Origin of the sequence: Paludibacter propionicigenes WB4, from assembly GCF_000183135.1 — a bacterium.
GTDB lineage: Bacteria > Bacteroidota > Bacteroidia > Bacteroidales > Paludibacteraceae > Paludibacter > Paludibacter propionicigenes.
The window spans coordinates 1,527,149-1,547,315 of sequence record NC_014734.1 but is presented as its reverse complement, the minus strand read 5'-3'; the positions used below and the strand labels follow the sequence as shown (position 1 = coordinate 1,547,315).

The 20,167-nt window shown below is 41.1% G+C and carries 16 protein-coding genes; 12 read left to right on the top strand and 4 right to left on the bottom strand.

Annotated elements, in window-relative coordinates:
• Window positions 1–96: 96 nt before the first annotated feature.
• The 4 genes from ygiD to serS all read left to right on the top strand — a co-directional run bounded on the left by ygiD (window position 97) and on the right by serS (window position 3,110).
• Complete coding sequence (gene ygiD, locus PALPR_RS06405; RefSeq protein WP_013444799.1) at window positions 97–891, top strand: 4,5-DOPA-extradiol-dioxygenase; 795 nt, start codon at window positions 97–99, stop codon at window positions 889–891.
• Between the two features lie 207 nt (window positions 892–1,098).
• Entirely contained in the window at window positions 1,099–1,413 is a 315-nt protein-coding gene (gene rplU / locus PALPR_RS06400; RefSeq protein WP_013444798.1) for a 50S ribosomal protein L21, read from the top strand.
• Window positions 1,414–1,433: 20 nt separating this feature from the next.
• Window positions 1,434–1,697, top strand: coding sequence for a 50S ribosomal protein L27 (rpmA, locus tag PALPR_RS06395; protein ID WP_013444797.1), 264 nt, complete (start codon window positions 1,434–1,436; stop codon window positions 1,695–1,697).
• Between the two features lie 141 nt (window positions 1,698–1,838).
• Window positions 1,839–3,110: a serine--tRNA ligase gene (gene serS / locus PALPR_RS06390; RefSeq protein WP_013444796.1), complete on the top strand. Its 1,272-nt coding sequence runs from the start codon at window positions 1,839–1,841 to the stop codon at window positions 3,108–3,110.
• 81 nt (window positions 3,111–3,191) lie between these two features.
• On the opposite strand, the gene PALPR_RS06385 is transcribed toward serS, so the two are convergent.
• The 3 genes from PALPR_RS06385 to PALPR_RS06375 form a co-directional block, all read right to left on the bottom strand.
• The gene (locus tag PALPR_RS06385; RefSeq protein WP_013444795.1) at window positions 3,192–4,247 is read right to left on the bottom strand and encodes a mechanosensitive ion channel family protein; all 1,056 of its coding nucleotides are present in this window, start codon (window positions 4,245–4,247) and stop codon (window positions 3,192–3,194) included.
• A 52-nt stretch (window positions 4,248–4,299) separates the two neighbouring features.
• Window positions 4,300–6,195, bottom strand: a complete 1,896-nt coding sequence (locus tag PALPR_RS06380; RefSeq protein WP_013444794.1) for an NAD(+) synthase — start codon at window positions 6,193–6,195, stop codon at window positions 4,300–4,302.
• 65 nt (window positions 6,196–6,260) lie between these two features.
• Entirely contained in the window at window positions 6,261–7,478 is a 1,218-nt protein-coding gene (locus tag PALPR_RS06375; RefSeq protein ID WP_013444793.1) for an FprA family A-type flavoprotein, read from the bottom strand.
• Between the two features lie 324 nt (window positions 7,479–7,802).
• On the opposite strand from PALPR_RS06375, the gene PALPR_RS06370 reads away from it, so the two are divergent.
• The 8 genes from PALPR_RS06370 (at window position 7,803) to PALPR_RS06335 (ending at window position 18,613) form a co-directional block, all read left to right on the top strand.
• Window positions 7,803–9,722, top strand: a complete 1,920-nt coding sequence (locus PALPR_RS06370; protein WP_013444792.1) for a DNA topoisomerase 3 — start codon at window positions 7,803–7,805, stop codon at window positions 9,720–9,722.
• Window positions 9,723–9,815: 93 nt separating this feature from the next.
• A complete protein-coding gene (locus PALPR_RS06365; protein WP_013444791.1) occupies window positions 9,816–11,036 on the top strand; it encodes a M16 family metallopeptidase in 1,221 nt (406 codons plus the stop codon).
• Window positions 11,037–11,120: 84 nt separating this feature from the next.
• The gene (locus PALPR_RS06360; protein WP_013444790.1) at window positions 11,121–11,747 is read left to right on the top strand and encodes an O-methyltransferase; all 627 of its coding nucleotides are present in this window, start codon (window positions 11,121–11,123) and stop codon (window positions 11,745–11,747) included.
• Between the two features lie 75 nt (window positions 11,748–11,822).
• Window positions 11,823–12,233, top strand: a complete 411-nt coding sequence (locus PALPR_RS06355; protein WP_013444789.1) for an acyl-CoA thioesterase — start codon at window positions 11,823–11,825, stop codon at window positions 12,231–12,233.
• A 76-nt stretch (window positions 12,234–12,309) separates the two neighbouring features.
• Window positions 12,310–12,624: a metal-sulfur cluster assembly factor gene (locus tag PALPR_RS06350; protein ID WP_013444788.1), complete on the top strand. Its 315-nt coding sequence runs from the start codon at window positions 12,310–12,312 to the stop codon at window positions 12,622–12,624.
• A 67-nt stretch (window positions 12,625–12,691) separates the two neighbouring features.
• Window positions 12,692–13,435, top strand: a complete 744-nt coding sequence (locus PALPR_RS06345; protein ID WP_013444787.1) for a UDP-2,3-diacylglucosamine diphosphatase — start codon at window positions 12,692–12,694, stop codon at window positions 13,433–13,435.
• Window positions 13,436–13,499: 64 nt separating this feature from the next.
• A complete protein-coding gene (locus PALPR_RS06340) occupies window positions 13,500–14,507 on the top strand; it encodes a hypothetical protein (protein WP_013444786.1) in 1,008 nt (335 codons plus the stop codon).
• A gap of 245 nt (window positions 14,508–14,752) precedes the next feature.
• Window positions 14,753–18,613 carry a glycoside hydrolase family 3 C-terminal domain-containing protein gene (locus PALPR_RS06335; protein ID WP_013444785.1) on the top strand — a complete coding sequence of 1,287 codons (3,861 nt, stop codon included), beginning with the start codon at window positions 14,753–14,755 and terminating at the stop codon, window positions 18,611–18,613.
• A gap of 201 nt (window positions 18,614–18,814) precedes the next feature.
• Here PALPR_RS06335 and PALPR_RS06330 read toward each other — a convergent pair whose 3' ends face one another.
• Window positions 18,815–20,059, bottom strand: a complete 1,245-nt coding sequence (locus PALPR_RS06330; RefSeq protein ID WP_013444784.1) for a sodium ion-translocating decarboxylase subunit beta — start codon at window positions 20,057–20,059, stop codon at window positions 18,815–18,817.
• Window positions 20,060–20,167: the final 108 nt, after the last annotated feature.

The following is a 20,167-nucleotide window of genomic DNA, read 5'->3' as shown; positions in this document are numbered from 1 at the left end:
TGGTAAAAGATTGTGAGAATGGATTTGAAAAAATGAAGAAAATAAGTGTGCAATAACTCAAATTTGTGTAAATTGCAGAAATAATAATTAAGAATAATGAATAGTTCAAATCTGTCTATGCCGGTATTATTTGTCGGCCATGGTAGCCCAATGTACGCTATTGAGGATAATGAGTTTTCTCAAAGCTGGAGAAAATTAGGTGAAACTTTACCTTTACCTAAAGCTATAATCTGCATATCTGCGCATTGGGAAACCCGTGGTACACAAATAACTGCTATGCAGCAACCTCCGACGATCCACGATTTTGGCGGATTTCCCCGTGAACTGTATGAAGTGCAATATTCTGCTCCCGGAAGTCCAGAACTGGCAAGTGAAATAATAGACTCTTTTGCCGATGCCCATATTCATTCTGATCAGAAGTGGGGGTTGGATCATGGTGCATGGAGTGTAATCCGGCGCATGTATCCACAGGCAAATATACCTGTTATTCAGCTGAGTCTGGATTATCACAAATCACCTAAGGAACATTATGAATTTGCCAGGGAGCTGACTTCGTTGCGAGACAAAGGGGTACTGATAATCGGTAGCGGTAATATCGTTCATAACTTGAGCAAGGTAGCCTGGGATAAAGCAGATGACGAGGAATATGGTCATGATTGGGCTGTTGAGGCGAACGATAAAATTAAAAAGTTGATTATAAACAACGGGCATAAGGAGTTAATCGACTACAATTTATTAGGCAAAGATGTTCAACTGGCTGTGCCAACTCCTGAGCATTTTTTACCACTTCTTTATACGCTGGCTATCAAACGAGAAAGCGATAAGCTTTCATTTTTTAATGATAAGACAGTTATGGGTTCTCTTTCGATGACATCGCTTCTGATCCAATAGAATGTGTGATAGAACAATCAATGGGTAATGGTTTGATTTCCAGCTTTGAAATGAATTGCGCTGAAAATGAAAATTATTTTGGTTTAGGGCTTTGCATATTAAAAATAAAGTTGTATTTTTGCAGCTCTTTTCGGATAAGGTAAAAACAAGAAGCAATACCAGTTGGTAACTCACCTTCCCGATGTAATCAGAAAAGTCGTTTTAAAAATGTACGCAATCGTAGAAATTTTGGGACAACAGTTTAAGGTGGAAGCCGGAAGAAGACTGTATATCCATCGTATGGAAGAAGCTGAAAGAGGCTCTCAGGTAGAATTTGACAAAGTGTTATTGATTGACAATGAAGGTACTGTCACTGTAGGTGCTCCTGTTGTTGTAGGTGCTAAAGTTGTAGCAGAAGTATTATCACACGTTCGTGGCGAAAAAGTAATTATTTTCCACAAAAAACGTCGTAAGGGATACCGCAAACGCAACGGTCACCGTCAAAACTTCACAGAATTATTTATTAAAGAAATTGTAGCTTAACCGATAAAAATTAGAAGAAAATGGCACATAAGAAAGGGGTTGGTAGCTCAAAGAACGGTCGTGAATCGGAAAGTAAACGATTGGGCGTAAAGATTTTTGGTGGTCAATTTGCAAAAGCAGGTAACATCATCGTTCGTCAACGCGGAACAGTTCACCACATTGGTGAAAACATCGGTATGGGAAAAGATCATACTTTATTCGCATTAGTTGACGGAGTAGTAGAATTCAGAAAAAAGAAAGACAACAAGTCATTTGTTTCTGTAAAACCTATCGAAGCTAACTAAGCATTAGCCGATACTCAACACACATAAATCTCCTGTTGTTTTACATATACGTAAAATTGCGGGAGATTTTTTATTTAGATAAAAGAACCAAGACTTAGTTTGCAATTGTAAATTGTAAATGACTAAATTGTAAATAAGAATATGTTGACACTCAAATATATCACCGAAAATACCGAAGAAGTAATTGTTCGGTTGGCAAAGAAGAATTTCGACGGAGCTGATATTATTGCTCAAGTAGTAGAATTGGATAATGTGCGTAAAACAACTCAGGTTAAGGTTGATACTGCCTCGGCCGAGTTGAATAACTTATCGAAGGAAATCGGGTTGCTTTTCAAACAAGGAAAGCAAGATGAAGCTGCTCAGGCCAAAGAAAAAACGGTAGAATTAAAGGAAAGCATTAAAGTACTGGGTGATCAACAAACAGCAGCAGAACTTAAACTCAACGAATTGCTGGTTCAGATTCCAAATCTACCACACGAAAGTGTGCCCGCTGGAAAGCATGCTGAGGATAATTTAATTGAGCGAACCGGTGGCGTTATGCCAAATTTACACGCCGATGCTGTACCTCACTGGGATTTAGCGAAAAAATATGATTTGATTGATTTTGAATTGGGTGTAAAAATATCAGGTGCAGGCTTTCCAGTCTATAAAGGCAAAGGAGCCCGTTTGCAACGTGCGTTGATCAACTTTTTCCTCGACAATGCGCGTGAAGCAGGTTACCTGGAAGTTCAACCACCTTATGTGGTAAATGCAGCTTCGGGTTATGGCACAGGTCAGTTGCCGGACAAAGAGGGTCAGATGTACCACTGCACGGTGGATGATTTGTATCTGATTCCAACGGCAGAAGTGCCCGTTACAAATATTTATCGGGATGTGATTTTGAATGAAAGTGAGCTGCCAATCAGAAATACAGCTTATTCTGCTTGTTTCCGCCGCGAAGCAGGTTCTTATGGTAAAGATGTACGTGGTCTTAACCGACTTCATCAGTTCGACAAAGTAGAAATTGTACAGATTCAACATCCTGACAAGTCCTATGAAACACTTGATCAGATGGTGAATTACGTGCAGACATTGGTTGACAAACTGGAATTGCCTTGGCGTATTCTTCGCCTGTGTGGAGGTGATATGAGCTTCACTTCGGCTTTGACATTTGACTTTGAAGTTTTTTCAGCTGCTCAGGAGCGTTGGCTGGAAGTTAGTTCGGTTTCAAATTTTGAAAGTTATCAGGCCAATCGTTTGAAATGTCGTTTCAGAACTGCAGATAAGAAAACTCAACTTTGCCATACGCTGAATGGAAGTGCCATGGCATTGCCGCGTATAGTGGCTGCATTGCTTGAAAACAACCAAACACCGGAAGGTATTCGCATACCAAAAGCGTTGATTCCTTATACTGGATTTGATCTAATCGACTAATGATCTGAATATCATATAAAAGAAAGCCTGACTAAAAACTATAGTCGGGCTTTTCTCTTGTTGTTAGTGTATTCTATTATATTAGTCCTTTTCGATGTAAATAGTTTGTGTAGGATAAGCAAATTGAAGTCCTGCAGCGTTGAATGCCCGGAGTATCTCGCTATTTACCAGCGAGGGAGTTTCCATTACATCAGCATTTTTCCTAATGAAATATACAAATGTAATAACTAGCGCAAAATCGGTAAAATCAGTAAAAGCCACTACAATATCTTTCTCAAATACATTGTTTATTCTGTTTGGCATATCGCGCAGTATCGACATGGCTTCGTTCATCTTTTCGGGAGTTGTGTTATAAGTCAGCCCAAGTTTCATTAATACGCGCCGCATTGGCTCCTCAGATATATTTTCAACTGAAGCTTCTACCAGTTTGTAATTAGGTATCGTTACCAGTCGTTTTTCCAATGTGCGAATGCGTGTGCTGCGGATACCAATTTCTTCTACAAAACCATCAAAACTGTCCACCTTGATACGATCGCCAATACGGAAAGGGCGGTCGGTGAAGATGGTAAAACCTCCGTAGATATTCTTAATCGTGTCTTGCGCTGCCAGAGCAAATGCCAAACCACCGATACTTAACCCTGCAATAAGTGTTCCTACGTTAACGCCTACATTGTTAAGCGCCATGACTACGCCAAATGACCAAATCACAGCCAGAACGGCTCGACGGAGAATAGACATTAAATGATTGTCGAGGTATTTTAGCGTATTTTTATCAGCGGCTTTAGGTGCTAAATATTCTTCCAGCAAAGCATTGGCCAACCGAGCAACAAACCAGGTAATATTGATGACTGTAAGAACTTTATATGCCTTAAGAATCGTACTTTCAATATGAGTTCCCAATTCAAGTCTTCGTGCAGCGAACCATATGGCAACAAGGATAATACCCAAAAGTACAGGAGCCTGAAGCATTTTGAATAAAATATCATCTAAACGATTCTTTGTTTTGGCAGTCAGCTTTTGAATCAAATGTTTGTTTAGCAGGATGATTATTTTATTAAGAATCAATGCACCGGCAATGATGGCTAGTGATATCAGCCAGTCGCGAAGCGAGTTTTTGTAGAATATTTGTTCGAACATACGGTAATCTGATGATATGGTGATGTGATAATGTGATGATTGTTTACTGTTCTCAGTTCACTAAAAAAGCAACTGCATCGCTTGGCATACGCCAGTCTCCGCGAGGTGACAGATTTATAGAGCCCACTTTGGGTCCGTCTGGGATGCATGAACGTTTAAATTGCTGCGCAAAAAATCTGCGAATGAATATTTTAAGCCATTTTTCAATAACGTCATCTGCGTATATATCACCAAAAGCATTTTGGGCTAAAAACATGATTTTGGATGGTGAGAATCCGAAGCGAACCATGTAGTATAAAAAGAAATCGTGCAATTCGTACGGACCAACAATATCTTCGGTTTTTTGTGCAATATTGCCGCTTTCGTCGGCGGGTAGCAGCTCCGGACTTACCGGAGTATCGAGTATGTCTCGCAAAATCTCCTCGGATTGCGATTCGAGCTTATGTGCTGCCCAATCGACCAGGTAACGAACCAATGTTTTCGGTACGCCCGAGTTTACAGCATACATTGACATGTGATCGCCATTGTAGGTTGCCCAGCCAAGAGCCGATTCGGATAAATCGCCGGTGCCTATTACCAGACCGTTGTGTTTGTTGGCGATATCCATCAATATCTGCGTCCGTTCACGTGCCTGAGTGTTTTCGTAAGTCACATCGTGCGTGTCCGGATCATGATTTATGTCTTTGAAGTGCTGAATGCAAGCATCTTTTATGGAGATTTCAAGCATGGTTATACCCAGCGACTTCATAAGATTAAGAGCGTTGGTATAGGTGCGGTCGGTAGTTCCGAAGCCGGGCATGGTGATACCAAAAATGTGTTTGCGGTCAATGCCAAGTTTATCGGCTGTTTTTACACAAACCAACAGAGCCAGCGTAGAATCCAGTCCTCCCGAAATACCAACAACCACCGTTTCTGCTTTTGTATGTTTCCATCTTTTGGCCAATCCGCCCACCTGTATCGAGAAAATTTCCTCGCAACTGGCGTCTCTGTTGGTTAGAGGTGGTACAAAGGGGTGCTTGTCAAACGTGCGTTTCAACTCAAATTGGGTAAAGTGAGCATCCTCCAGTTTTATCGTGCGATATGTTTTGTCGGATTTCTCGTTGGTGTAATTTGTATTCCGCATACGGTCGGCTTGCAGCCGTTCAATGTCAACATCGCTTACAATAAGTTGCGGTTCAAACGAAAAGCGCTCGGAGCTTGCAATGATTTTCCCATTCTCAACGATTATTCCGTTTCCGGCATAGACTACATCGGTGGTTGATTCGCCTGCACCGGCAGAAGAATATACATATCCGGCATTGCAGCGGGCCGACTGTTGTTCGATTAATTGCCGTAAATACTGATGTTTCCCAATCAGCTCGTTTGTTGCAGAGAGATTGAAAATAATGTCAGCACCATGCAGAGCGTGTTGCGAACTTGGTGGAATCGGAACCCAAAGATCCTCGCAAAGCTCTATGCCGAACGAAAATTTGCCGTCGCTAAAGAGCAAATCTGTACCAAAAGGCACATCTTCGCCTGAGAGCGTAATGCGCTGTACTCCTGTAGCTGTCGAAGGAGAAAACCAGCGTTTTTCGTAAAACTCATTATTGTTGGGTAAGTGGGTTTTGGGTACAACTCCCAAAATATGACCTCCTTGTAATACTACAGCAGTGTTGAATAACTGGTTTTGAACACGAACAGGCATTCCCACGATAATCACTGAAGTAGTAGAAAACGTGAGCATCTGAAGTTCATTAAGTGCTTTCTCGGCATCGCTTAGCAGTTGTTGCTGAAAAAATAAATCGGCACAGGTATAGCCCGTGACCGATAGTTCAGGGAAACAGATTACCTGTGCTTTTTCCTCTTCGCCCCGACGAACTAAATCCGCTATGCAGGACACATTAAAAGCACAATCGGCCACCCGCAGATCGGGAATGGCAGCAGCTACTCGTACAAATCCGTTGTTCATATTGCAAGTTCATAAAGTTATAAACCGTTTAATATATTGCAGTTGTCTATCAAGTTTCAACTCATTTAAACGCAATGTTCCGGTTCGTCAACATGATTTTTCATCAGTTCCGCCACTTGTCGGCCCAGCTCCAGACAAGCTTCGTATTTATCTGTTTTTAATCCTTGTTTTTCGTCTACAGTAATTTCAGCTGATTGCCATTTCATTGTTTCCACAAAAGTTGTCAGACGCTTTACTGCAGCACTTGCCCAGGTAAAAGAGCCAAAACAACCGAATACGCGGTTTTTCACACCACGAATTTCTATCTTGCGCAATAATGATTCCACTTCGGGGTATAATTCGTTGCTATAAGTAGGGCTGCCTACAATTAATCCTTTGTACTTGAATACATCCCGTATGATGACAGAAGGATCTGACTTAGATACGTTGTGTATGATAATATTCTTAACGCCAGCTTCTGCAACACCCTGAGCTACTGTTTCGGCCATTAATTCCGTATTCCCGTACATAGAACCGTATATGATTACTACGCCATCTTTTCCGTGGTATCGGCTAAACTGATCATACATATCCACCACTTCGGTAATGTGCTCTTTCCACACCGGACCGTGTGTACTGCATATCAGATTCAGTTCAAGCGGCGTAAGTTTTTTCAATGCTTTTTGAATCGGATTACCGTATTTTCCTACGATGTTGGAATAATAGCGTGCCATTTCGTCCCAGTATTTATCTACGTTCAGGTCAGTGTCCATTACGGCTCCGTCCAGTGTTCCGAAAGCTCCGAACGCATCGCCGGAGAACAAAACTTTTTCTGTTTTGTCGTAAGTCATCATGGTTTCAGGCCAGTGAACCATGGGCGTGAAATGAAATTCCAATTTATGTGAACCTAACGACAGGATTTGACCATCTTTAATCTCCAACATATTATCAGTAACGCCATAATATCCATCCACCATGCTGAGTGTTTTGTTGTTACCAACAATAACCATATCCGGGTAATATTTACGAATAAGACGAATAGAACCTGAATGATCCGGTTCCATATGATTGATAATCAGATAATCGAGAGGCTTGCCCTGTAGTTGGGACTGTATTTTGTCTATAAAAATATCTCCGAATGAAATGTCAACCGTATCCACCAGCGCTGTTTTTTCGTCCACAATCAGGTATGCGTTATACGAAACTCCATTTGGTAGTGGAATCATATTTTCAAACTTGTGTTTCTGGCGATCGTTTACGCCAACATAATAAATGTCTTTAGCAATTTGTTGATTTTTAAACATGTAACTAAATTTTCTTTTATTAAACATTGTACCTTAAACACCCATACCTAAGCGTTTTTTTTCTACTGCAAAGATAAGCATTTTAAGCAATTTCGTACGCAATATTTACAATTCATAATTGTTATAAGCGAATAGATTGACTCTATAATCTTATTTGGACTAAATATCGGGAAGCGGTTTCTGAATATGCAGCGCTATTTCTAATGAAAGTTTTTCTGTACTTTTGCGTAATATTGATTAATACGGATGAAAGATAGCATTGAAGGACTGTCCACCGATAATTATTCACCGATAACTATTCACTGATAATTGTTTACTGAGAAGATGATTGTTTGCATTGCCGAAAAGCCCAGTGTGGCGCGTGATATTGCCGAAGTGCTCGGAGCCAAAACCCGAAAAGATGGATATATTGAAGGAAACGGTTATCAGGTGACCTGGACATTCGGGCATCTTTGCGGTTTACTGGAGCCGCATGAATATGCGCCCGAATGGAAGGCCTGGGCGTTGAGTCATTTGCCTATGATTCCGCAGCGGTTTGGCATCAAGGTGATGAACGATAGCGGTATTCAGAAACAATTTCATGTGATTGAAACTCTGATGGCAAGTGCCGACGAGGTGGTGAACTGCGGTGATGCGGGGCAGGAGGGAGAGCTTATTCAGCGTTGGGTGATGCAAAAAGCATTGTGTAAATGTCCCGTGAAACGCTTGTGGATTTCATCGTTAACAGAAGAAGCTATCCGCGAAGGTTTTTCAAAACTGAAAGACCAGAGTCAGTTTCAGTCGCTTTACGAAGCCGGACTGTCGCGGGCCATTGGTGACTGGCTGCTGGGTATGAATGCCACCCGACTTTACACGCTGAAATATGGTAAAAACCGGCAGGTTCTGTCTATCGGGCGGGTACAAACACCTACCTTGGCATTGATAGTAAACCGACAGCTAGAAATAGAAAATTTTAAGCCAGAAGCTTATTGGGAATTAAAAACTGTGTACCGCGATACGATTTTTTCGGCTTCCAAAGGGCGGTTTTCCAGCGTAGAAGAAGGTACCAACTTTCTGGAAACGGTTCGCACTGCCGACTTTTTTGTGACCGATATTACCACCAAAAAAGGAACCGAATCGGCACCGCGCCTGTTCGATTTGACCTCGCTTCAGGTGGAGTGCAATAAGAAATTTGCGTATTCGGCCGACGAAACGCTGAAAATAATACAAAGCTTGTACGAAAAAAAGGTAACTACCTATCCTCGTGTGGATACTACGTATTTAAGTGATGATATTTATCCTAAAATTCCGGACATTCTCAAAGGGATAAAAGACTACGAATTACTTACTAAACCCTTGTTGGCTGGCAAACTTCCTAAAACGAAAAAGGTATTTGATAATGCCAAAGTGACCGACCACCACGCCATTATTCCCACCGGTGTGCATCCTACTGCATTGACCGATACCGAGAAAAAGGTTTTTGACCTTGTGGCTCGTCGGTTTATAGCCAACTTTTATCCCGAATGTAAGATTTCGACTACCACCGTGTTGGGCGAAGTGGAAAAGGTGGAATTTAAGGTCAACGGAAAACAAATTCTGGATCCGGGTTGGCGCGTGGTATTTGCCAAAATCAAAAATGACGGCGACGAGCAAGAAGAAGAGGATGAAAAAACTTTGCCCTTGTTCGAAAAAGGCGAAAGTGGCCCACACGAACCTACACTGGCCGAAAAGTGGACTTCTCCGCCCAAACCTTATACCGAAGCTACCTTGCTTCGAGCTATGGAAACAGCCGGAAAGCTCGTTGATAATGACGAACTGCGTGATGCTTTGAAAGAAAACGGCATCGGTCGCCCGTCTACGCGCGCTGCCATTATCGAAACGTTGTTTAAACGTGATTATATCCGAAAGGAAAAGAAAAATCTTATTGCTACCACCACAGGCGTAGAGTTGATTCAGATAATTCAGGAAGATCTGCTCAAATCGGCCGAGCTGACAGGTTTGTGGGAGAAAAAACTCCGACAGGTAGAAAAGGGAGAATACCTGGCAAAGGATTTTCTGGCCGAACTCAAAGCCATGGTTACCGAAATAGTGTTTAATGTCAAGAGTGATAACCGCCGTCCGGGCGACGCTGCTTTGCATCCTGCCAAACCCTCACTCGAAGGCACACCTTGTCCGCTTTGCGGAAAAGGAACACTGCTCAAAGGAAATACAGCGTACGGATGCAGTGAATGGAAAACCGGATGTACCTACAGGCAGGCTTTTTGAGTAGGAGTGAGTCTATATCCGCTAAATCAAATTCAGTTATTAGTTTTCATCTGAATTTCGTATCTTTGTAACTCTTTTTTTAAAAGTAAACTAATGACATATCAAACATATACCCTTTCGAACGGGCTTCGAATTATTCATAAACCCGACGAATCGGCAGTAACATATTGCGGAATGGTAATCAATACCGGTTCGCGCGATGAGGTTGAAACAGAGCAGGGCATGGCGCATTTTATTGAGCATATGCTTTTTAAAGGTACTGAGAAACGCCGTTCGGGTCATATTATCAACAGGTTAGAGAATGTTGGTGGAGAACTAAATGCCTACACATCGAAAGAAGAGACCGTGGTTTATGCCATAGTTTTGAAAGAATATTTTGAGCGCGCCATTGAGCTGGTTTCCGACATAGTCCTTCATTCCACTTTTCCACAAAAAGAGATTGACAAAGAAGTGGTTATTATTGTAGACGAAATTCAGTCGTACAACGATAGCCCCTCAGAGCTGATATATGATGATTTTGAAGAACTGTTATTTGCAAATCATCCCATTGGACATAATATTCTTGGAAAATCTGAGCTTTTAGAAAAATATACTACCGAAGATGCCACCCGCTTTGTACAAAAACATTACCGCCCTGAAGAAATGGTGTTTTTTGTTTTGGGCGATTTGGATTTCAATCAGATAGTACGCTGGGCTCAAAAGTACCTGAAAACGGATGGTCAGGAGCAGCGATGTACCGAGCGTAAATCTCCAACCTCATATCGTCCGGTGAAGAAAGAGATTGTAAAAAACACCCATCAGGTTCATTTTATGCTTGGTAACAGATCTTATGATCTGCATCACCCAAATCGTATGGGGATGTATTTGCTGAATAATATTCTGGGCGGTCCGGGTATGAATAGCTTGTTGAATCTGTCGCTTAGGGAGAAACATGGGTTAGTATATAATGTGGAATCATCGTACCAACCATTTACCGATACCGGTATGTGGAGTGTCTATTTTGGTTGTGATACTGAAAATGCCGCACGCTGTGAGCAGTTGGTTTACTCCGAATTACAAAAGCTTCGTGAACAGCCATTGACCGAAAATGCGTTGAAAAAATACAAACTCCAGTTGATGGGTCAAATGGCTATTTCGGCAGAGCAAAAAGAAAATCTGGCGTTGAGCCTGGGGAAGAGTTTTCTTCGTTATGGGAAAATAGATAACCTGGAAATTGTAAAACAGAAAATTGAAGAGATAACAGTGGATAAGTTACAGGAAATTGCCAATGAAATTTTCAATCCTGACCGGCTGTCGGTGCTGAAGTATGTATAATGCTGAATGTCCATAAAAAATCAACAGACTTTTTAATCAAAATCAACTTGTAACCCGTAACTATTTACTTGTAACTGCCAAGCAATGAATTTAGACGAATATATATCAAATCACTCGGATGCCGAACCTGAATACCTGGCCAAGATAAACCGTGCCACACATGTTAAGTTGATTAATCCGCGCATGTGTTCAGGTCATTTACAAGGCAGGGTATTGAGTATGTTTTGTCGTATGATACAGCCCAACCGTATTTTGGAACTGGGCACTTTTACCGGATATTCAGCTCTTTGTATGGCCGAAGCGTTGCCTGAAGGAGGAGTTTTACATACCATCGAGTGTGACGATGAACTGGAGGACTTTATTCTTCAGAATTTTGCCGGATCCGAATATGCCGATAAAATACAACTGCATATTGGCGATGCTTTGACGGAGATTGAAAAGCTAAACGAAACTTTCGATTTGGTTTTTATTGACGCCGATAAGCGAGAATATCTGGATTATTACGAAGCAGTTTTGCCTAAACTCCGGTGTGGCGGATATATTCTTGCCGACAATACCCTTTGGGATGGCAAGGTGCTTAAAACGGTAGAGCCCAATGATAAACAAACCATTGAAATAATGCGTTTCAACGACTTTGTAGCAACCGACCCGAGGGTGGAAAAAGTAATTTTGCCTTTGCGCGATGGTTTAACGCTTATTAGAAAGAAATAAATTAGTTGATAGTTCCTGTTTAAGTCGGACATTCCGGCTGTAAAATTTCAACTGTCGACAGTCAATTGAATAAAAATGTATATTTACGAGTTAGAATTAAAAGTTCGCGATTACGAGTGTGATATTCAGGGAATAGTGAATAATTCTGTTTATCAGAATTACCTGGAGCACACGCGTCATGAATTTCTGGAAGAAAATCATATCAGTTTTGCCGAATTGCACGAAAAAGGTATCGATGCCATGGTTTCGAGCATCGAAATTGCTTACAAAACACCGCTGAAACCGGGAGATAATTTTATTTCAAAACTTTACGTCACCAAAGAAGGTGTGCGTTATGTTTTCCATCAGGTCATTTATCGGAAATCGGACAATAAACTGTCGATTAAGGCCAAAGTAAATGCCGTAGTTGTAATTGACGGAAAACTGGCAACTGCTCTACCCGAATTTGATGAACTGGTAGCGCGAAGCGAAGTAAAATCAAACTAAACTATTTATACTATTGACTTGTTATCAAAATTAATAATTGATCGAAAAACGACTGTTAATAGACAACAAAATATATATGAACGAATTTTTAGAAATAGAAGAAAACATTGTCCGAATGCTTAAAACAGTATTCGATCCGGAAATACCGGTGAATATTTACGACTTAGGTCTTATTTATAAAATAGATTTGGCGGAAGATGGAAAATTGACATTGGATATGACATTGACAGCCCCCAATTGTCCTGCGGTTGACTTTATAGTAGAAGATGTACGCATGAAGGTTTTGAGTGTTGAAGGCGTAAATGATGTGGATGTAAACATTGTTTTTGATCCGGCCTGGGATAAAAGTATGATGAGCGAGGAAGCACAACTGGAATTAGGATTCTTATAACAACTATCAATTATCAGTGAACAGACATCAGTGCTTGTTCATTGTTCATTGCTAACTGCTAACTGATATGATTTATTTTCTTTCTGATGCCCATTTGGGTTCATTGCTTGTAAAGGATAAACGCGCTCACGAAAAAAAACTTGTTGACTGGTTGGATCATGTAAAAGCTGATGCTACTGTCATTTATTTGCTGGGTGATATATTCGACTTTTGGTTCGAATATAAAACAGTTGTGCCCAAAGGATTTGTCCGCGTGTTGGGAAAACTGGCCGAACTGACTGATGCAGGCATTGAAATTCATTTCTTTATCGGGAACCATGATATATGGACGTTTGGGTATCTGGAGAAAGAGGTTGGATTGATTGTCCATAAAAAACCTTATACGGTCAAGCTCGGAAACAAGAATTTCTATTTGGCGCATGGCGATGGAATTTCGGCAAATGATCACGGTTTTAAGTTTATCCGGAAGATTTTTCACAGCGATACTGCACAAAAGTTATTCCGGCTTGTGCCGGCTCAGTTAGGTCAGAATTTTGGATATAACTGGTCAAAAAACAACCGATTAAAACATCAGGAATACGATAGTAAATACCTGGGAGAAGACAAGGAACCTCTTGTGCTTTTTGCCAAAAAACATATTCAAGAATATGGCGTTGATTTTATGATTTTTGGTCATCGTCATATAGCTCTTGATCTTCAGTTGAAAGAAAATAAAAGGGTTGTTATTCTGGGCGATTTTGTCAAACAGTTTTCATACGGAGTGTTTGACGGAGGAAATTTCAGTCTGGAGTATTTTGGAAGTGAACAATAAACCATTCCCGATTCTATAAACGTCTTTTTTTTATTGGATTATAATCTTATCTCTACTTGCTAATATGTCAAATCCGAATTTAAAGTTTCTCGTTGTTTTGTTGAGTGGTTTATTATTGCAGATGAATGTTGCGGCAGCAAACCTTTACAGCAACAAAGATTTTGATGACGGAAATGACTCTTCACAGATTAATGCCATCAAAAGCAATAAATCAGTAGGATACAAAGCAATTGTAAGATACGGAGTTGGTTTTATTGCAGCAGGTTCCGGTGGTAGAATTGATCGGCTCTCGGCAGCAGGAAAGATTGTCAAATCAGATACCATCGTGGGCGAAACGTTTACGAGCTTACTGGTTATGGGTCAGAAATTTTTAGCCGGAGGTAATAAAGGTTCTGTTTTAATTTTTTCGGAGAATGGAACTTCGCAACGAATCGGCACCAATACAGACAAGAATATAAATTCGCTGACGCTTTTTAAAGACATGGTTATTGCCGGGACTGATAACGGTGAATTACTCATAGGCAATGCCAGAGAGCCTTTTCGCAAAATTGAACTTTCAGTTACCGGAAATATAGTGTCCGTATCGGCCAGAGCGGCAGACTGTTTTGGGGTTACAAACCAAGGCGAGATAATCCACACAACCGATGGTATTAACTGGGATGTTCTGGATTTCAATAAAGCTTACGCAGGTTATTACAAACCATGTCATTTCACCAGCATTTTGGCGACACCGAGTAGCATTGCCGTGGCGGGCATTCATGACGATGGTTCTCCTGTTCTCTTGTTTTCAAATCAGGGCAATGTGTGGAGCGACAGATCGCTGAATTATACGAACGATGATGGAACCGGTGGATCCCTGACCGACTCGCCCAATAATATTTACTACCACGATACGCGGGATGAATTTTATCTTGCATGTAACAATGGTAAGCTGATGAAAATTCCAACATGCTCGCATTGCAACAAAGTCTTTAATCTTAGGGTCGTAAATCTGTTCGGCATTTCAGGTACAGACTCTGATATTATTGTTGCAGGTGATAATTACTTCTCGGAATCTGTTCAATTGAATTAAGTTTCAAGTTTGCTCATTCCTATAAATCATTACAACTTTTTTTCTGAGACAAAATATATTTCGTAAGCTTAAAACTTACGCCAACCCAACTTTTGTCATTCTACAAACATTCATTTTGTATAATTATTCTTTGATCCCCGACAAATCAGTATATTTATTGTAAATAATATTGGATTTATTATCGTTGTAAGCTAAAATGAATTAATTTTATAGCATTATTTTGTTTTAACGCTTAATTATCTAATATGAAACTCAAATCACTCAAACTTTCTTGTTTGATACTCTCTTGTTTTGCTTTTATGGCCTTTATGCCGGCAAAGGTGAGTACCAAAAAACCAATTTATCTCAACACTTCCTATTCTTTTGAGGAAAGGGCAGCTGATCTTATTTCGAGGCTTACACTCGAAGAAAAGGAAAGCCTTTTGGGCAATAGCATGGCGGCTATACCCCGCTTGGGCATTAAGTCGATGAATGTGTGGAGCGAAGCTTTACATGGCATTCTGGGCGGGGCTAATCAAAGTGTAGGAATAAGTGGTCCTACTTCATTCCCCAATAGTGTTGCACTCGGGTCGGCTTGGGATCCTGCTCTGATGCAGCGCGAAGCGATGGCCATTGCCGACGAAGCCAGAGCTATAAATCAAACCGGTACAAAAGGCCTTACTTATTGGTCGCCTGTGGTAGAACCCATTCGTGACCCACGCTGGGGTCGGACAGGCGAATCGTACGGCGAAGATCCTTTTCTGGCTGCCGAGATTGCGGGTGGCTTTGTGAGGGGGATGGTTGGTAACGACCCCACTTACCTTAAATCGGTGCCTTGTGCAAAGCATTATTTTGCAAACAACTCAGAGTTTGATCGGCACGTGAGCAGTTCCAATATGGATAGCCGTGATATGCGTGAATTCTATCTGGCACCCTACAAAAAGCTTATCGAACAGGATAATCTACCTTCAATCATGTCGTCGTACAATGCTGTTAATGGTGTCCCAACATCGGCCAGCCAGTTGTATCTGGACACCATAGCCCGCAGAACGTATGGTCTGAAAGGTTATATAACAGGTGATTGTGCAGCCATAGAAGATATTTATACCGGACATTATTATGTGAAAACTGCCGAAGAGGCAACCGCCAAAGGTCTTAAAGCCGGCGTTGATTCCGATTGTGGCAGTATTTACCAACGTTATGCCATTGCAGCACTGAAAAAAGGGCTGATTACTATGGCTGATATTGATCGGGCACTCTTGAATATCTTTATCGTACGCATGAGAACCGGTGAGTTTGATCCTCCTGCTAAAGTTTTGTACGCACAATTTCAACCGAATATTGTGAATTCTCCGGCGAACAAGGCGCTCGCAAAGGAAATTGCAACAAAAACTCCGGTGCTTCTTAAAAACAATATCAGTTTAAAAACAAACAGAAAAGCATTGCCTTTGAATCCTGCCGACCTTAAGAAGATAGCGCTTATCGGACCTCATGCAGACAAGGTAGAATTAGGACCATATTCAGGAAGACCGGCACAGGAAAACATGATTACTCCATTTGCCGGAATCAAAAAATATATTTTAGAAAGAGGTTTGTCGACTGAAGTGTTACACAGCTCGGGAGGTAACTCAACGAGTAAGAGTAATTTGCTTTATGTTGTTGCTTTTGAATTGAAAAAGTCAAACGGATCAGTATCTAAACACGATGCTACCAAGTATAGCTCGTGTTCAAAAGGCATTACAGTAGGTTCAGGGATGGGAACTGTCGAACAGGTAAGGACTATAAACGATGGTTCTTGGACGGCGTATGATAATGTCGATCTGACAAATGTCGATACCATTGGCATAAATTTGAATATTCCAACAGAAGGAGGTATCGTAGAGGTCCGTGTAGGATCGCCTGATGGAAATCTGCTTACCACCTTAAATGCTACTGTAGCAGGAGGAGCCAAGTCAGGGGGAGTGTACGGTGCCGGAAGTATGATGAAGATAAAAGTCAACAAACTTGGCTTTAACGGACCTCAGACACTTTATTTGGTTTACAAAGCTCCGGCTGATGCTAAAATAGACGAGCAAACCATTAAAACTGCCGCTGCCGCTGATGTTGCAGTCGTATTTGTGGGTACAGATGAAAAAACAGCTACAGAAGAGGCGGATCGCCTTACATTGTTGCTGCCGGGCAATCAGGTAGAACTTATTAAGGCTGTGGCTGCAGTTAATCCCAATACCATAGTGGTAATGCAAACACTGGGCTGTGTTGAGGTAGAGGAATTCAAAAATTTACAGAATATTCCGGGTATTATTTGGGTTGGCTACAATGGTCAGGCACAAGGAGACGCTATTGCCAGTGTTCTTTTTGGAGAAGTAAATCCAGGAGGAAAACTGAATGGAACCTGGTATAAATCAGTAAAAGATCTTCCGGAAATTACCGATTACACACTCAGAGGCGGCAACGGAAAGAACGGAAGGACATTCTGGTATTTCGACAAGGATGTTTCCTACGAATTTGGTTTTGGTATGTCATATACTACGTTCGAGTATAGCAACTTCAGAATAAGTAAAAATTCGATTATACCTCACGATAAAATAACCGTAAGTGTGGATGTGAAGAATACCGGAAAAGTTGAGGGAGATGAGGTTATTCAGGTTTATATGAAAACACCGGATAGCCCGGCTTCACTCCAACGACCAATCAAAAGACTTAAAGGATTTAAGCGTGTAACACTGCCCGCCGGACAAACCAAAACAGTGAATATCGATATTAATTGCGCCGACTTGTGGTTTTGGGATATGGACAAGAACACGACTACCTTTGATCAGGGAAAATATGTTTTCGAAATCGGTATATCGTCTAAAGACATAAAAGGAACAGTATCGGCGACTATGAACGGTAAATTTACACCTGTTCTGAAAACTGTAGTTGCAGATTGTGGAGATGTTGTGCTGAAATCCGGTCAAACATCGCAAACCAGTTTGACTGCTGCCATGACCGACGATAGCTTCTTCGATGTTTCAAAAGCTAAGATAGTATATTCCAGCAATAACACGGATGTTGCAACTGTAGATGCTAAAGGTTTAATTACTGCCAAAGGTTCGGGAGTTGCAACCATCACAGCTCAAGTAACAGTGGATGGACATACGCTGTCGGGTAGTTTTGCGATAAAAGTAATGCCTGATCTGAATGCAGCTTCTATTGCTGTAAACGGCAAGAAAATTGTGGACTTCAAGCCGGATGTAAATGAATATTCTTACTTGTTCGCCAGCCCCGCAAAGAAGACACCTAAAGTAGTGACGGTTTCTTCTGGGAATGATATTGATGTAGAGATTATTCCGGCTCAGGCTGTTCCGGGTTCATCGTTTGTAGTGCTTACCGATAATGCTTCTGTTGAGAGCAATAAATATATAGTCAACTTTGGAACGAAGTCAACTGCTGATGAATTCAACAGCACTGCTATCGGAAAACAATGGACCTGGATTCGTGAAAACCCGGACAACTGGAGTCTCACCAAAAATGCCGGTTCGCTGGTTATAACAAGTGCCAAGGGCGATATCTCAGGCACGAATAATAATGCAGAGAACATCTTGCTTCAAAGTGCCAACACTGACTGGGTGATTGACTCAAAGATAGTTTTTTCAAGAAAGCCTTCAGGTTTCAGTGAATACGGAGGCCTATTGGCTTATCAGGACGATGACAATTATGTGAAAGTGGTTTACAGTGCCGGTGTCGGTGGTAGAAGAGGCATGGGGCCTGCAGCAACCGGCACTCAGGCAGGAGCCGTTCAGCTCGTTATTGAAGAAAACGGAACTCTCAAAAATGTGGCTACACTGAGCATGGTAGGAGTAATAAAGGACAATAATACCCTTTTTGTGAAATTCGAAAAGAAAGGCAATCTGTACACAGCATATTGTTCCACTGACGGCGAAAAATTCAGCATCATTGGTTCTGTCAAAGTATTACTAATGAATACGAAGGCAGGTCTGATTACTTGTGATGGAGTGGCTGATACACGATTCAGAGGTCCTCAGGGAATGCCGGAAAGACAAGGAACTCAAATGTCAGCACAGGACAAAAGCCCGTTCGAAGTAAGTTATGATTATTTCAGAATAAGTAATAGCGGTCGAAAGTAGAAGTATCCATTGAAAGTATTTATCTATAGTTATTTCTAGGTATTGAGGGCATTCTTTGTGGATGCCCTCTTTTTTGTCATACCGGCCTGAACTCGAAATGGAATTATGGCTGAACTGCTTGATGAAATATCTTATAAAAAAAACCGCTATTGAAAGCTGTCGTCAGGCTTTCAATAGCGGTTTTAAGTATGTGCTCAATCTTTATCTGAAGAAATTGATATACAAGCCGGCAATAATCGCAGAAGTGATTACTCCACAAATATTGGCACCCAGGGCTTCCGGTAAAATCATGCTATTCGGATTAGACTTTGTAACTTCTTTTTGTGCAACTTTAGCCGTTGAAGGTACACAACTAACACCGGCAATACCTATTGTAGGATTGAAGTTTCCGCCTTTGATGAAATACATAATATAACCGCCGATAATGCCACCAATACCCGAAAACAATAATGCCAATATACCGAGTACTAATAATTTCAAAATGCGGGGGTCAAGCAATAAATGGGCTTCGCAAAGAACTCCAAGCGTTAAACCCAGGAAAAAAGTAGAGCCATAAAGAAGTGGGCCGCTTATAAAGTCATGAATATGCGTAAGTTTAGCTTCTTTAATCGAAATGCCTAAAAACAGGGAAAAGAATAGTGGTGAAGCTACCGGAAAAAGCAAGCAAAGCACGACACACAAAATACCTGCAGCAGCAAGTTTTGTAGATGCCGAAATCGGTTTTTTCGGTTTTTCTTTTGATTTGTCAATTTTGATCGCTCTGAGTTTTTTAGGAATCAACAATCTGATTAAATAAGGATAGCCGCCGTAGGTCAGCCCCAGGTATAAATAAGCTACTACAGTAATCGGTACAAATAAATGTTTGGCCAGAGATAAGGACGTAAATAAAACCATTGGGCCATCAGCACCGCCGACCATGGCAATCGATGCTGCTTCCTGGGCGGTTAATCCCATAGCCTGAGCAATTGGTACAACCACAAATGTTCCCAGTTCCGCACACAAAGCGAGCAACATGCTGGTGAAGGGGCGTTGTAATAAAAAACCGATATCAAGCAACGAACCGATTCCCATAAAAACAAGACAGGCAATAAGTCCATTACTAAATGTAAATACATAAACCGGCTGCAAAAAATCAATTTGGAGTAAATCAAACATTTGATTTACATCGGTAACCATTGAGTCCAGAAACAAAGTTCCCTGTACTGCTCCATTCTCTACAAACCCACCGGGTACTCCGTGAGGCAGAAACATTAGGGATGCATTTATTGTTGCCATACCCAAGCCCATAGGAATCATTAAAAGTGCTTCTAATACGCCTTTTTTCCCTAAATACATTAATAGTAGGCCTAGGAAAATGAGAAAAATTCTGGTTATTGATATGCTAATATCTGATGAGAATAATGTTGCAATTCCCTGAAACTGATGAAAGAAATCTGAGAAGTTCATAACTTATTATTTTTTGTGGTTTGATTTTTTGAATGATAGAACTCGATTAACAACCCAGATTATCCCGGCAATAAAAAAAGAAATTATAGCGGTTTGCAAGAAAATAGA

What these genes read in the sequence shown, in the direction of transcription:
- rpmA (WP_013444797.1), top strand. Translation starts at nt 1,434, where the DNA reads ATGGCACATAAGAAAGGGGTTGGTAGCTCAAAGAACGGTCGTGAATCG.
- PALPR_RS06360 (WP_013444790.1), top strand. Translation starts at nt 11,121, where the DNA reads ATGAATTTAGACGAATATATATCAAATCACTCGGATGCCGAACCTGAA.
- serS (WP_013444796.1), top strand. Translation starts at nt 1,839, where the DNA reads ATGTTGACACTCAAATATATCACCGAAAATACCGAAGAAGTAATTGTT.
- PALPR_RS06375 (WP_013444793.1), bottom strand. Translation starts at nt 7,478, where the DNA reads ATGTTTAAAAATCAACAAATTGCTAAAGACATTTATTATGTTGGCGTA.
- ygiD (WP_013444799.1), top strand. Translation starts at nt 97, where the DNA reads ATGAATAGTTCAAATCTGTCTATGCCGGTATTATTTGTCGGCCATGGT.
- PALPR_RS06340 (WP_013444786.1), top strand. Translation starts at nt 13,500, where the DNA reads ATGTCAAATCCGAATTTAAAGTTTCTCGTTGTTTTGTTGAGTGGTTTA.
- PALPR_RS06355 (WP_013444789.1), top strand. Translation starts at nt 11,823, where the DNA reads ATGTATATTTACGAGTTAGAATTAAAAGTTCGCGATTACGAGTGTGAT.
- PALPR_RS06370 (WP_013444792.1), top strand. Translation starts at nt 7,803, where the DNA reads ATGATTGTTTGCATTGCCGAAAAGCCCAGTGTGGCGCGTGATATTGCC.
- rplU (WP_013444798.1), top strand. Translation starts at nt 1,099, where the DNA reads ATGTACGCAATCGTAGAAATTTTGGGACAACAGTTTAAGGTGGAAGCC.
- PALPR_RS06330 (WP_013444784.1), bottom strand. Translation starts at nt 20,059, where the DNA reads ATGAACTTCTCAGATTTCTTTCATCAGTTTCAGGGAATTGCAACATTA.
- PALPR_RS06365 (WP_013444791.1), top strand. Translation starts at nt 9,816, where the DNA reads ATGACATATCAAACATATACCCTTTCGAACGGGCTTCGAATTATTCAT.
- PALPR_RS06345 (WP_013444787.1), top strand. Translation starts at nt 12,692, where the DNA reads ATGATTTATTTTCTTTCTGATGCCCATTTGGGTTCATTGCTTGTAAAG.
- PALPR_RS06335 (WP_013444785.1), top strand. Translation starts at nt 14,753, where the DNA reads ATGAAACTCAAATCACTCAAACTTTCTTGTTTGATACTCTCTTGTTTT.
- PALPR_RS06350 (WP_013444788.1), top strand. Translation starts at nt 12,310, where the DNA reads ATGAACGAATTTTTAGAAATAGAAGAAAACATTGTCCGAATGCTTAAA.
- PALPR_RS06385 (WP_013444795.1), bottom strand. Translation starts at nt 4,247, where the DNA reads ATGTTCGAACAAATATTCTACAAAAACTCGCTTCGCGACTGGCTGATA.
- PALPR_RS06380 (WP_013444794.1), bottom strand. Translation starts at nt 6,195, where the DNA reads ATGAACAACGGATTTGTACGAGTAGCTGCTGCCATTCCCGATCTGCGG.